Source organism: Brucella sp. JSBI001 (assembly GCF_026014005.1).
In the GTDB taxonomy this organism is placed as follows: Bacteria; Pseudomonadota; Alphaproteobacteria; order Rhizobiales; family Rhizobiaceae; genus Brucella; species Brucella anthropi.
In genome coordinates this window covers 160,166-172,837 of sequence record NZ_CP110339.1, presented here as the reverse complement: position 1 = coordinate 172,837, position 12,672 = coordinate 160,166, and the positions used below count along the sequence as shown (strand labels likewise).

Genomic DNA, 12,672 nt, shown 5'->3' with positions numbered 1-12,672 from the left:
TCCTTATGAGACAAGGTCGGGTCTCAACGCAAGCGGAACTGCGTTATCCGGTCGCAGGTTGGAATCAGGTTCCGCGTGGCTTGGCGCGACGCGTCGCTTCCGCATTGGCCGGGTCTTCCGGCCAGACATGCTTCGGGTAGCGTCCGCGCATGTCGGCGCGCACATCCGCCCATGATCCCTTCCAGAAGCCGGGAAGATCGCGGGTGATCTGGATCGGACGATGAGCTGGAGAAAGCAGTTCCAGCAAGAGCGGCACCTTGCCATTGGCGATGGCCGGGTGCACCCCAAGACCGAAAAGCTCCTGTACACGAACTGCGATCACCGGCTCTTCGGCGTCATAGCGGATCGGAATATTTGATCCGGTCGGCACTTCGAAATGCGTCGGCGCAAGCTGGTCGACACTACGCTGCAGATCGAAGGGTACAAGGCTCATCAGACCGTTCTTCAACACGTGCCCGGGAATGCGGTCAAGTTGCGCTTCGCCCGTCAGGAAGGGCAGCAGCCAATCGTCCAGCCTTTCGACGAGATGGTCGCCATCCATCGAAGGCCACGGATCACCAAGGCCGCGATGAAGCCAGCCAAGGCGACGGCGCAAAGTGTCGGCCTCCTTGCCCCATGGCAGAATATCGAGGCCATGTTCAAGCACGGCGGCAATTACGCCTTCGTCGGCGGCAGCTCCCGAAGGAGCGGCGAGCGGCTTTTCAGAGAGAGCAATCGCGCCGATGCGCACAGCCTCACGAGCCCGCAGGGCGTTCTTTTCCGCGTCATAGACGACCTGTCGTCCACTTTCGATCCTGTTACCAAGGGCTGCGCGGATTTCGGTTTCCGAAACTTCCGCGGCAGAAAGAATGCGGGCGCGGCCCGCTCTTCCAGACATATCGGCAACCACAAGCCATGCCGCCCTGCTGAGGCTGATAGCGGGATCGACCTCGCCGCCACGTCCATTGGCCAGAAGAAACTGCCCCATCTGCCCGCGAGCCTTGGCTATGCGGTCCGGATAAGCATCGATGAGCACCCGACCTACGCTTGAGCCTGCCGCTTCGCCCTTGTTCGGGACATTTGCGGCAAGCCGCCTCGCCAGTCCTTTTGCACGCTGCGCACGATCCGAACGGTCATTGCGAAACCGTGACATACGGGTGTCGAGGTCGGTTTCATTGCCGCCAAGACCACGTTCGGTCAGCAACACAGCGAGTTCAGCCGCCTTCTGCACCTCGCCACGTTTGCCTGCTTCGGCCACCATATGTGCCAGACGTGCAGGAAGGGCCAGCGCACGCATGGCCTCGCCATCCGCAGTCAGGCGTCCCGCTTCATCCAGCGCACCGAGCCGCATAAGCAGCGCCTTGGCTTCTTTGAGCGCAGGTGCCGGCAGTTTGTCGAGCAGCGATAATGTTGCCGGATCGGTCACACCCCACGCAGCCGCATCCAGCACAAGGCCTGACAAATCAGCTTCCAGAATTTCCGGTGGTGAAAAAGCGGGGAGCGACGCGGTCTGCCCCTGATGCCAGAGGCGAATGGCAATGCCCGGCTCGGTACGACCCGCACGGCCGGCACGTTGATCGGCGCTCGCACGCGAAGTCCGCACGGTTTCAAGCCGGGTGAGGCCGGTGGCCGGTTCATATTTCGGCTGGCGTGCAAGCCCGCTATCAATCACCACGCGCACGCCATCAATCGTGATGGAGGTTTCTGCAATCGAGGTCGCCAGCACCACCTTGCGGTGGCCTGCCGGTGCAGGTTTGATTGCCGCATCCTGATCACGGCCTTCCATTGCACCGTAAAGCGGCGCCAGAATGATATTGGCAGGCAGGAATTTTTCCAAGTTTGCTGCCGTGCGCTCAATCTCGCCCTGCCCCGGCAGGAAGGCGAGGATGCTGCCGGTTTCATCTGCCAGCGCATCACGGATCGCACGCACCATGGCGTCCTCGACCCGTTCATCCGCCTTGCGATCGCGATAGCGAATATCGACGGGATAAGCGCGCCCCTCACTTTCGATCACCGGCGCATCACCCAACAGTTGAGCCACGCGAGCGCCATCAAGCGTTGCCGACATGACAAGGATTTTGAGATCGTCACGCAAGGCTGCCTGCACATCCAGCGCCAGCGCCAGTCCAAAATCCGCATCGAGACTGCGTTCATGGAACTCATCAAACAGGACTGCGGCGACACCCTTGAGGTCTGGATCGTCCAGGATCATGCGCGCAAAGACGCCCTCGGTGACGACGAGGATCCTGGTTTTCCCTGATACCTTGCTTTCAAGGCGCATCCGGTAGCCGACCGTTTCACCCGGTTCCTCGCCCAGGAGCTGCGCCATGCGGCGAGCGGCTGCCCGTGCCGCCAAACGACGCGGTTCAAGCAGCACGATCATGCCATCCTTGCGCCAGTCCGCGTTCAGCATATGAATAGGCACCAGTGTCGTCTTGCCCGCACCGGGCGGCGCGACAAGGACTGCGCTCGCATGATGCGCCAATGCCTCATCCAGCTGAGGCAGAATTCGTGTCACAGGAAGATCAGGCAGGCTCGTCAAAATAATTTCCGTCAGATAAGGCTTCCACTTTCGTGCTTATCACACAGGGAACGCACATGATCCATATTCGAAAATCGAACAAGGCCGATGCGCCTGCGTTGACCGAAATATGGCGCGCCAGCGTTCTCGCTACGCATGACTTCCTGAGCCGCGATGATTTTCTGGAAATCGAAAAGCTGGTGGCCGAGCAATATCTGCCGAACGTCGAAGTCTGGCTTATTGAGGACGCTGGCAAGCCGGTCGGCTTCATGGGCATGAGCGAGCATCATATCGATAGCCTGTTCATCGCACCTGATCAGCGCGGCAAAGGCATCGGCAAACAGATGATAGCGCATGCAAAAGCGCTCGGCAGTCCGCTGACAGTCGATGTGAACGAGCAAAACCTGCAGGGTGTCGGCTTCTACCTGCATATGGGGTTTGTCGAAACCGGGCGTTCGGAGACAGACGACCAGGGACGCCCCTATCCACTCCTGCATCTGCGGCTGGCAACCAACAATTGACATACTCCCCTAGAGTATATAGATTTCGCTGAAATCGGGAGTTTCCATGCCGCATTCACCGGAAGACAAGAAGCGTGCCTTGACTCGCCTGCGTCGCATTCGCGGACAGGCCGAAGCGCTGGAGCGTGCGGTGGAGGCTGGCACGGAATGCGCGGCATTGTTGCAGCAGATTGCAGCACTGCGCGGTGCGGCCAACGGGTTGATGGCGGAAGTGCTGGAAAGCCATTTTCGCGAGACCTTTGGGCAGGAAACCAAAGCTGATCCCGATACACAAATCGACGAAATCATGCGGATTCTACGCACCTACCTCAAATGAGTGCGTTGCTCTAAGATAGACTGAAAGGGAGAAACATCGTCATGAAATCACGCGCAGCCGTTGCGTGGGAGGCGAAAAAGCCGCTCACCATCGAAACAGTCGAGATTGGCGGTCCACGGGCTGGCGAAGTGCTGGTCGAAATCATGGCGACGGGCGTTTGCCATACAGATGCCTACACCCTTTCGGGTCTCGATTCCGAAGGCAAATTCCCGGCGATTCTTGGCCATGAAGGCGCGGGCATTGTTCGCGAAGTGGGCGCAGGCGTGACCTCGGTCAAGCCGGGCGATCATGTGATCCCGCTTTACACGCCGGAATGCCGCCAGTGCAAAACCTGCCTGTCGCAGCGCTCGAACCTCTGCACCTCGATCCGCGCCACGCAAGGCCAGGGCCTGATGCCGGACAAGACCACGCGCTTTTCCTGCGATGGCGGCGAAGTGTTTCATTATATGGGCTGCTCGACCTTCTCGAACTTTACCGTTCTGCCGGAAATCGCGGTTGCCAAGGTGCGTGAAGACGCGCCGTTCGATAAGATCTGCTACATCGGCTGCGGCGTGACCACGGGTATCGGTGCAGTGATTTATACCGCCAAGGTTCGTCCGGGTTCCAATGTCGTAGTGTTCGGTCTTGGCGGCATTGGCCTCAATGTCATTCAGGGTGCCCGTATGGTCGGCGCCGACAAGATCATCGGGGTCGACATCAATCCGGCCAAGGTGGAAATGGCAAAGAAATTCGGCATGACCGACTTCGTCAACCCGCGCGAAATCGGCAATGACAAGGTGGTGCAGGCCATTCAGGACCTGACCGACGGCGGCGCGGATTATTCGTTCGACGCTACCGGCAATACCGACGTCATGCGTCAGGCGCTGGAATGTTGCCATCGCGGCTGGGGTGAATCGATCATCATCGGCGTGGCGGAAGCGGGCAAGGAAATTGCCACACGTCCGTTCCAGCTGGTCACAGGCCGCGTCTGGAAAGGCACCGCATTCGGCGGCGCACGCGGTCGCACGGATGTGCCGAAAATCGTCGATTGGTACATGGACGGCAAGATCAACATCGACGATCTGATCACCCACACCATGCCGCTAGATGAAATCAACAAGGCCTTCGACCTGATGCATGAAGGCAAGTCCATCCGTTCGGTGATTGTCTACTGATGAGTGAAAAGCTTCTCGTTTCCCAATGGGATGAACTCGACAATCTGAGCCCGCGCGCGCTTTATGCGATGCTGAAGCTGCGCGTGGACGTTTTCGTGGTGGAGCAGAAATGCCCCTACCCGGAAATCGACGGCAAGGATTTCGAGGCGTTTCACCTGCGCATTCTCGACGGCGAGGAACTTGCAGCATCGCTGCGAGTTCTGCCACCTGAACAGGCTGGCAAGCCGGTGAAAATCGGGCGCGTCGTCGTGGCGCCGGATTATCGCGGTTACAAGCTTGGCCAGCGCCTGATGAAAGAGGCAATCGATTTCACTCATGCCCGTTTTCCGGGCATAGCGGTCGAACTTGGCGGACAGAGCCATTTGCAGAAATTCTATGGTTCGTTCGGCTTCGTGGCTATTTCTGAAGAGTATCTAGAAGATGGCATACCGCATGTGGATATGCGGCTTGAATCGCAGATAATATCGGCGTGATATAATAAAAATCATGAGGAGCGCCATGCTGTCACGCTTGCCATATCAGCGCCACCGGCCGTTTTATCTGGCATTGATAGTCTCCCTGACATCCATCGTTCTAGCGCTGCTTTTCAGGCCGAGCCTTGTGATCGCCATCGCCGCCAGCGCGTTCTTCCTGACTTATCTGATCACCGCACTCTGGCGCATGCCGCGCCTGACATCGCAATTCCTGCGTAATCACGCCGCCTCAAGCGATGAACCCGCATGGATCATCTTCCTGATCGTACTTGCGGCCGTGAACAGTGCAGTTTTTGCACTGTTCATGCTCATCAACCAGCAAAATACCCCACACTGGTTCGATCTTGCGGTCACCATTTCCGCCGTACCACTCGGCTGGGCGACCATTCATATGATGGCAGCGCTGCATTATGCCCATCTCTACTGGCAGCCGCAGTCAACGGAAGTGGCCGTGAAAGCTGAAACCGAAGATGCCCGAAAAGGCGAAAAAGTGCCGCGCGGCGGGCTTAACTTTCCGGGCACGACCGAGCCATGCGGCTGGGATTTCGTCTATTTCGCCTATGTGATCGGTATGGCAGCACAGACATCCGACACCAACATCACCATCACCGTCATGCGCCAGATCAATACGATGCACGCCATCGTATCCTTCGCTTTCAATACCGTACTTGTGGCTGCGGCGGTCAATGTCATCGTCGCGCTTGGGAGCTAGAAATACCTATGGAAACCATTTCGACCGCAAAGAGCTTCGCCGGGATGCAAGGCGTCTATCGCCACAAAAGCGAGACGAACCAGTGCGACATGACCTTTGCCGTCTTCCTGCCGCCGCAGGCAAAAGACGGTCCGGTACCGGTACTCTGGTATCTTTCCGGCCTTACCTGCACGCATCAGAATGTCATGGACAAAGGCGAATATCGGCAAATGGCCGCAGAGCTGGGAATTGCCGTCATTTGCCCAGATACAAGCCCGCGCGGCGATGACATTCCGGATGAGCCGGACAACTGGCAGTTCGGCAAAGGTGCTGGTTTCTACGTCGATGCCACGCAGGAGCCATTTGCCAAAAACTATCAGATGTATAGCTATATCACGAAGGAATTGACCGATCTGGTGGGACGCGAGTTCCCGCTCGATATGTCGCGACAGGCGATCACCGGCCATTCCATGGGCGGACATGGCGCGCTGACCATTGCGCTCAAGAACCCGGATCGCTTCAAGTCAGCATCCGCCTTTGCACCCATCGTCCAACCTTCTACTGCAGGCTGGTCCAGACCGGCACTGGAAAAATATCTCGGACCGGAAGAACGGGCTTGGCGCGCCTATGACGCCACGCTGCTCATCGAAGACGGCTATCGGTTCCCGGAATTTCTGGTCGATCAGGGTACCGCAGACGGTTTTCTCGATGATGGCTTGCGTCCGTGGCTTCTGGAAGAGGCTTGCAAGAAGGCAGGCATTCCCATCACGCTCAATATGCGCGAGGGCTATGACCACTCCTATTTCTTCATATCGACCTTCATGGACGACCATCTGAAATGGCACGCCGAACGCCTCAAGAGCTAGTTAACGCTTCACCACCTTCATCGGCAGACCGCCTTGCGGCTGGGTGGTGAGCTTCTGCACCGGCCACGGTTTCGTCGTTTCCAGCACCTCGAAACGATGCCTGTCAAGCAGGATGGCCAGTGCAATGACCGCCTCCTGCAAGGCAAAGCTTGCACCGATGCAGACACGCGGGCCAGCACCGAATGGCAGATATTGAAAACGGTCCAGCCTGTCGCGGTTTTCGGGCCAGAAGCGTTCAGGCATGAAGGCGTCCGGCTGGCTCCAGTAGAGCCGATGACGATGAATGACCCATGGCATGACCAGAACGGTCGCGCCCTTCGGGATTCTCAGATCGTCATAAGTATCGTCGGTCGCCGCCTCGCGATTGATCGACGGCGCAGGCGGATAAAGCCGCATCGCCTCTTCAAAAGCCGCGCGCGTGAAAGGCAGCGATGCCAGCCATTCCTGCGGCGGCAGATCCCGACCGCCTTTTGCAAAAAAGCCGTCAATTTCCGTTTCGATACGTTCACGCTCGTGCGGCGCCTTGGCGAGCAGATAGAGCGTCCAGCCAAGCGCGCGAGCGGTCGTCTCGTGACCGGCGCCAATGAAGGTGATGATGTTGTCCTCGATCTCGGAGCGGCTCAGGCCGTCTGGTCCTTCGGCCCGCAACAGCAGGGTAAGGAAGTCGCTCGGCACGTCTTCTTGCCTGTCCATGCGCGTTTTACGCAGCCCGATGGTGTTTGAGACCAGCTCACGAAAGAAGCCAAGCGATTGCTGTCCACGCAGACGTGTGAGACGCGGCAACCAGTCGGGCAGCCCCAGAAGGTCGAACGGATCGACCCGCCCCATGGTCTCGAACAGCTTGTCGATCTGATGTGCGAAATCGTTTGGATCGCCTGCGATCTCGCCGGAAAACAGCGTCTCCGCCAGAATATCATAGGTCAGGAGCGTCATGTCATGGGCGACATCGGTAATCGTACCGGGGGTCTTGTATCGCTCGACGAACTGGAGCGAGCGGTTACGCATGGTCTCGGCAAAGCCGCCGATATGGCGCGGGGTAAAAACCGGCGCCAGGGCCTTTCGCGACCGCTTCCACACCTGGCCTTCAGCCGTCAGCAGGCCGTCGCGCAACAAGGGGCGCAGCACGCGCTGACGAATGGCGGACATGGGATAATTGGCTGCATTGTCGACCAGCACATGGCGGATCAGCCCCGGATCATTGGCGATGATGGTTTTCATGCCGAACCAGCTGACGGAAATCCACCGCTCGTTATAGGAAGGTTCACCCCAAAGCTCGAGCGGGTTCTTGTAAACGACGCGCATCATCTCGAAACGCCCCACCGGCTTTTCGCGCGGGCGCGGTGCGGGCGGCACAAATGGAACCGGTCTTTCGCTCATGACGTTCGCAATTTCCATCAAGCGTTCCTTTCGTCATAAAACAGGTCGAGAACGCCCCCGTCAAACCCGATATAAGCGTCAATTGTGGCGGTTCCAGAAGCCAAGCGGCACCGGTACTGTTCTCATATGAACCAACTGCCGGAATCCCCGGCAAATTTACCGCCAAAATTTGGAAAAAAAGCCTTTAGCACCTATATTAAAGCCATGTTTGTCGCGTGATTCGACATATCTTTGAAGCTGCATTCGCAGCGCGTTTTTCGAAAGATTTTCATGAGCGAGATGCCCGAGATGAATTCCGAAGCCCCCGCCGAGTATGGCGCGGATTCCATTCGTGTTCTGAAAGGCCTGGATGCTGTTCGCAAGCGTCCCGGCATGTATATCGGTGACACGGATGACGGCTCCGGCCTGCATCATATGGTCTACGAGGTCGTGGACAATGCGATCGACGAAGCGCTGGCAGGACATGCCACGCTTGTCACCGTCGCCCTCAACCCGGACGGCTCCTGCACCGTGACCGATAATGGTCGTGGCATTCCGACCGACATCCATAAGGAAGAAGGCGTTTCAGCAGCCGAGGTCATCATGACCCAGCTTCACGCCGGTGGTAAGTTCGACCAGAACTCCTACAAGGTTTCCGGTGGTCTGCACGGAGTTGGCGTTTCGGTTGTGAACGCGCTGTCGATCTGGCTGAAGCTGAAGATCCGTCGTGCCGGCAAGATTCATGAGATGAGCTTTACCCATGGCGTGGCCGATGCCCCACTCGTGGTAACCGGTGATGCCGGTGCGGAGACGGGTACGGAAGTCAGCTTCCTGCCCTCGCCCGATACCTTCAGCATGGTCGAATTCGATTTCGATACGCTGGAGCGCCGCCTGCGCGAACTCGCCTTCCTCAATTCCGGCGTTCGCATCAAGCTCACCGACCGCCGCCATGCGGACGTGGTCGAGCATGAGTTGCACTATGACGGCGGGCTTGTGGAGTTCGTGAAATATATCGACCAGAGCAAGAAATCACTTCTGGAAGAGCCGATTTATATCCGCAGTGAAAAAGACGGCATGACGGTTGAAGTCGCCATGTGGTGGAACGATTCCTACCACGAGAAGGTGCTGTGCTTCACCAACAACATCCCGCAGCGCGATGGCGGCACGCATCTGGCCGGTTTCCGCGGCGCGCTGACCCGTCAGGTGACGGGCTATGCCGATGCTTCGGGCATGACCAAAAAGGAAAAGGTGACGCTGACCGGCGATGACTGCCGCGAAGGCCTGACCGCCGTTCTTTCGGTCAAGGTTCCTGATCCGAAGTTCTCGTCGCAGACCAAGGACAAGCTGGTTTCCTCGGAAGTTCGCCCGGTTGTGGAAAGCCTCGTCAACGAAGCGCTTTCGACATGGCTGGAAGAACATCCGGCTGGTGGCAAGGTCGTGGTTGAAAAGGTCATTCAGGCAGCCGCTGCCCGTGAAGCTGCCCGCAAGGCCCGCGACATCACCCGCAAGAGCAATCTGAGCGTAACGTCCCTGCCCGGCAAGCTTGCCGACTGTCAGGAGCGCGATCCGGCCAAGTCTGAAATCTTCATCGTCGAAGGTGACTCGGCAGGTGGTTCCGCAAAGAGCGGTCGTTCGCGCCAGAACCAGGCCATCCTGCCGCTGCGCGGAAAGATCCTCAATGTGGAACGCGTCCGCTTCGACCGCATGATCTCGTCCGATCAGGTTGGCACGCTGATTACTGCGCTCGGCACATCAATCGGCAAGGATGAAACGCACGGTTTCAACCCGGACAAGCTGCGCTATCACAAGATCATCATCATGACCGATGCTGACGTCGACGGCGCGCATATTCGTACATTGCTGCTAACCTTCTTCTTCCGGCAGATGCCGGAACTGATCGAGCGCGGCCATATCTATATCGCCCAACCGCCGCTCTATAAGGTCTCGCGTGGCAAGTCCTCGCAATACATCAAGAACGAGGCTGCCTTCGAAGACTTCCTCATTGAGACAGGTCTTGAAGAAGCCACGCTGGAAATGGCAAGCGGCGAAGTTCGCGCCGGGCCTGACTTGCGTTCGGTGGTGGAAGATGCACGCACCATGCGTCAGCTTCTGGCGGGTCTTCACACGCGCTATGACCGTCGCGTGGTGGAGCAGGCTGCCATCGCGGGGCTCCTGCATCCGGATGCATCAAGGGACAATGCAACCGCACAGCGTTCCGCCGATACTGTTGCAAAGCGTCTCGACATGATCTCGGAAGAAACCGAACGTGGTTGGGAAGCACATGTGACAGAAGATGGCGGCTATCGCTTTGAGCGCATGGTGCGCGGCGTGAAGGACATTGCCATTCTCGACATGGCATTGCTCGGTTCTGCCGATGCCCGTCAGATCGACCGCGTGGCTTCACGCTTGTCAGAGGTCTTTGCCGAGCCGCCTGTGCTGCGCCGCAAGGACAAGGTGGAGACACTTTCCGGGCCGATGGGCCTGCTCGACGCAATCTTTGCGACGGGCCGCAAGGGCCTGACCCTGCAGCGCTACAAAGGCTTGGGCGAAATGAACGCCGAACAGCTTTGGGAAACCACGCTCGATCCGAACGTGCGTTCGCTGCTGCAGGTCAAGGTGACGGATGCGACCGATGCCGATTCACTCTTTTCGCGCCTGATGGGCGACGATGTGGAACCACGGCGCGAGTTCATTCAGGAAAACGCGCTGAGCGTTGCCAATCTGGACGTTTAAAAAACACAAACCCCGAAAAGCCGGAAAGCTTCTCGGGGTTTTATAATACCCAAAGAAAAGCCCGCTATTTAGCGGGCTTTTCTTTTATCGTGGTTATTTACTCGCCGCGACGCTTCTTGCTGTAACCGCCGCCTTCAGGCTTTTTACCGCCCTTTTTGAAGCCATCTTTCTTGAAGTCGTCTCCACGGGAGAAATCACGTGGCTTGTCCCACTTGTCGCCTTTCGAGCGGTCGCCTTTATAGCCGTCGCTCTTGTAGCCATCCCGGAAGCCGCCTTCCTTGGACTTGTCGCCGCGTGGTTTGAAACCACCCTTGCCTTCGCGCGGAGCAGCGTCACCGCCTGCACCTGCAACGGCAGTGCGGATCACAAGACCCTTTTCACCGGTGCCGCGTTCTTCGACCGAACGGCGGAACTCATCGGCCTTAGAAGCCGTGATTTCGAAGCGGGTTTCATTGTCGAAAATCTTGATCGAACCGACATCGCGCTTTGAAACATCGCCCGCCTTGCAGATGAGCGGGAGCAGCCATTTCGGATCGGCGCGATGCTTGCGACCGGCAGAAACCGAGAACCAAACGCCGTCAAAGTGTGCATTGCGGTCGAAACGTTCGCCCGGCTCGCCACGCTCACGACGCTCGCCGCGTTCGAAGCGGTCGCCACGGTCAGAACGTTCGCCTTTTTCAAAACGATCTCTGGGTTTCTTGCCACCAACCGGATGCACCGGTGCATCGGAAACTTCTTCCGCTGCCGGATAGGAAGCCACTTCGCGGTTGAGGAAAGCAGCGGCAATCTGTTCCGGCGTATAACGCTCGGTCAGCGCCTTCAGGAGATCCTGATATTCTTCCTCAACCGGCTGGTTGAAGACTTCCGCATTCAAAATACGCTCATTGGTCTTGGCCTGAACAGCAGCGATGCTTGGTGCCGGAACCGTCTGCGCATCAAGCTTCGCCATATGCAGAAGGCGCTCTGCAGTGCGGCGACGCGAGAACGGTACAACCAGCACACAAGTGCCCTTGCGACCGGCACGACCCGTACGCCCCGAACGATGCAGCATCGTCTCGGGATTGTTCGGAAGATCGGCATGAATGACAAGGTCGAGATTGGGCAGATCGATGCCGCGCGCGGCAACGTCGGTTGCCACGCAGACGCGGGCACGACCGTCGCGCATTGCCTGCAAGGCGTTGTTGCGTTCGGCCTGGCTCAATTCGCCCGACAGCGCAACCACGGCAAAGCCGCGATTGGAAAGCCGGCTTGCCATATGCTTCACCGCTTCGCGAGTCGAGCAGAAAATGATCGAGTTCTGTGAATCGTAATAGAGCAGCGTATTGATGATCGCGTGGTCGCGCTCATGCGGCGGCACCGGCATGGCGACATAATCGATATCGGCGTGCTGGCTGGTTTCGCTCTGGACGGTGAGGCGAAGTGCATCGTTCTGGAAGCGCTTGGCAAGCTGGGCAATCTGCTTCGGCACGGTTGCCGAGAACATCAGCGTGCGGCGGTCTTCCGGTGCTTCGCCGAGGATGAATTCGAGATCTTCGCGAAAGCCCATGTCGAGCATTTCGTCGGCTTCATCGAGAACGACAGCACGCAGCTCCGACATGTCGAGAGCGTCACGGGTAATATGATCGCGCAGACGTCCTGGCGTACCGACAACGATATGAGCGCCACGTTCCAGCGCGCGACGCTCGGTGCGGATATCCATGCCGCCAACGCAGGATGCGATGCGCGCGCCGGTATCGGCATAAAGCCATTCCAGCTCGCGGCGAACCTGAAGTGCCAGTTCGCGCGTCGGCGCGATGATCATGGCAAGCGGCGCACCGGCATCGCTGAAACGCAGCTCGTCTTCGAGGATGGTGTTGGCCATTGCGAGGCCGAAAGCGACCGTCTTGCCAGATCCGGTCTGTGCGGAAACGAGAAGATCGGCATCAAGCGTTTCGGGCGCCAGAACGGCGTTTTGAACGGCGGTGAGTGTATTATAACCGCGAGCGGCTAATGCTCCGGACAGAGCCGGAGCGATGGTTTCGGGCAAAGACATGAACCACTTTCACGAAAAAAGCTTCTCAAG

General features: G+C 58.2%; 10 protein-coding genes. 7 read left to right on the top strand and 3 right to left on the bottom strand.

Annotation, left to right across the window (positions count from 1 at the left end; translation table 11 throughout):
• Positions 1–64: 64 nt before the first annotated feature.
• On the bottom strand, positions 65–2,521 hold the full coding sequence (gene hrpB / locus LJ361_RS00760) for an ATP-dependent helicase HrpB (protein ID WP_010657983.1): 2,457 nt from the start codon (positions 2,519–2,521) through the stop codon (positions 65–67).
• 56 nt (positions 2,522–2,577) lie between these two features.
• Between hrpB and LJ361_RS00755 the strand changes: the two genes are divergently transcribed.
• From LJ361_RS00755 to fghA, 6 genes are read left to right on the top strand one after another with little or no spacing between them, the layout of a single operon-like run.
• Positions 2,578–3,021, top strand: coding sequence for an acetyltransferase (locus LJ361_RS00755; RefSeq protein WP_264812365.1), 444 nt, complete (start codon positions 2,578–2,580; stop codon positions 3,019–3,021).
• Positions 3,022–3,067: 46 nt separating this feature from the next.
• Positions 3,068–3,337, top strand: coding sequence for a metal/formaldehyde-sensitive transcriptional repressor (locus LJ361_RS00750; protein ID WP_010657981.1), 270 nt, complete (start codon positions 3,068–3,070; stop codon positions 3,335–3,337).
• Positions 3,338–3,378: 41 nt separating this feature from the next.
• Positions 3,379–4,491 (top strand): S-(hydroxymethyl)glutathione dehydrogenase/class III alcohol dehydrogenase, encoded by a 1,113-nt coding sequence (locus LJ361_RS00745; protein WP_010657980.1) that lies wholly within the window; start codon positions 3,379–3,381, stop codon positions 4,489–4,491.
• The gene (locus LJ361_RS00740) at positions 4,491–4,964 is read left to right on the top strand and encodes a GNAT family N-acetyltransferase (RefSeq protein WP_010657979.1); all 474 of its coding nucleotides are present in this window, start codon (positions 4,491–4,493) and stop codon (positions 4,962–4,964) included. Before LJ361_RS00745 ends, LJ361_RS00740 begins: the two co-directional genes overlap by 1 nt.
• A 25-nt stretch (positions 4,965–4,989) precedes the next feature.
• The gene (locus LJ361_RS00735; RefSeq protein WP_264812363.1) at positions 4,990–5,676 is read left to right on the top strand and encodes a DUF1345 domain-containing protein; all 687 of its coding nucleotides are present in this window, start codon (positions 4,990–4,992) and stop codon (positions 5,674–5,676) included.
• 8 nt (positions 5,677–5,684) lie between these two features.
• Positions 5,685–6,521: an S-formylglutathione hydrolase gene (fghA, locus tag LJ361_RS00730; RefSeq protein ID WP_010657977.1), complete on the top strand. Its 837-nt coding sequence runs from the start codon at positions 5,685–5,687 to the stop codon at positions 6,519–6,521.
• Here fghA and LJ361_RS00725 read toward each other — a convergent pair whose 3' ends face one another.
• On the bottom strand, positions 6,522–7,916 hold the full coding sequence (locus LJ361_RS00725; RefSeq protein ID WP_010657976.1) for a cytochrome P450: 1,395 nt from the start codon (positions 7,914–7,916) through the stop codon (positions 6,522–6,524). It lies immediately after the preceding gene.
• Positions 7,917–8,168: 252 nt separating this feature from the next.
• On the opposite strand from LJ361_RS00725, the gene gyrB reads away from it, so the two are divergent.
• Entirely contained in the window at positions 8,169–10,610 is a 2,442-nt protein-coding gene (gene gyrB, locus LJ361_RS00720) for a DNA topoisomerase (ATP-hydrolyzing) subunit B (RefSeq protein WP_010657975.1), read from the top strand.
• A gap of 97 nt (positions 10,611–10,707) precedes the next feature.
• On the opposite strand, the gene LJ361_RS00715 is transcribed toward gyrB, so the two are convergent.
• On the bottom strand, positions 10,708–12,642 hold the full coding sequence (locus tag LJ361_RS00715; RefSeq protein WP_010657974.1) for a DEAD/DEAH box helicase: 1,935 nt from the start codon (positions 12,640–12,642) through the stop codon (positions 10,708–10,710).
• Between the last annotated feature and the right edge of the window lie 30 nt (positions 12,643–12,672).

Coding starts and splice junctions, on each gene's coding strand:
- LJ361_RS00725 (WP_010657976.1), bottom strand. CDS start 7,916: ATGGAAATTGCGAACGTCATGAGCGAAAGACCGGTTCCATTTGTGCCG.
- LJ361_RS00715 (WP_010657974.1), bottom strand. CDS start 12,642: ATGTCTTTGCCCGAAACCATCGCTCCGGCTCTGTCCGGAGCATTAGCC.
- LJ361_RS00745 (WP_010657980.1), top strand. CDS start 3,379: ATGAAATCACGCGCAGCCGTTGCGTGGGAGGCGAAAAAGCCGCTCACC.
- LJ361_RS00735 (WP_264812363.1), top strand. CDS start 4,990: ATGCTGTCACGCTTGCCATATCAGCGCCACCGGCCGTTTTATCTGGCA.
- gyrB (WP_010657975.1), top strand. CDS start 8,169: ATGAGCGAGATGCCCGAGATGAATTCCGAAGCCCCCGCCGAGTATGGC.
- LJ361_RS00755 (WP_264812365.1), top strand. CDS start 2,578: ATGATCCATATTCGAAAATCGAACAAGGCCGATGCGCCTGCGTTGACC.
- LJ361_RS00740 (WP_010657979.1), top strand. CDS start 4,491: ATGAGTGAAAAGCTTCTCGTTTCCCAATGGGATGAACTCGACAATCTG.
- LJ361_RS00750 (WP_010657981.1), top strand. CDS start 3,068: ATGCCGCATTCACCGGAAGACAAGAAGCGTGCCTTGACTCGCCTGCGT.
- fghA (WP_010657977.1), top strand. CDS start 5,685: ATGGAAACCATTTCGACCGCAAAGAGCTTCGCCGGGATGCAAGGCGTC.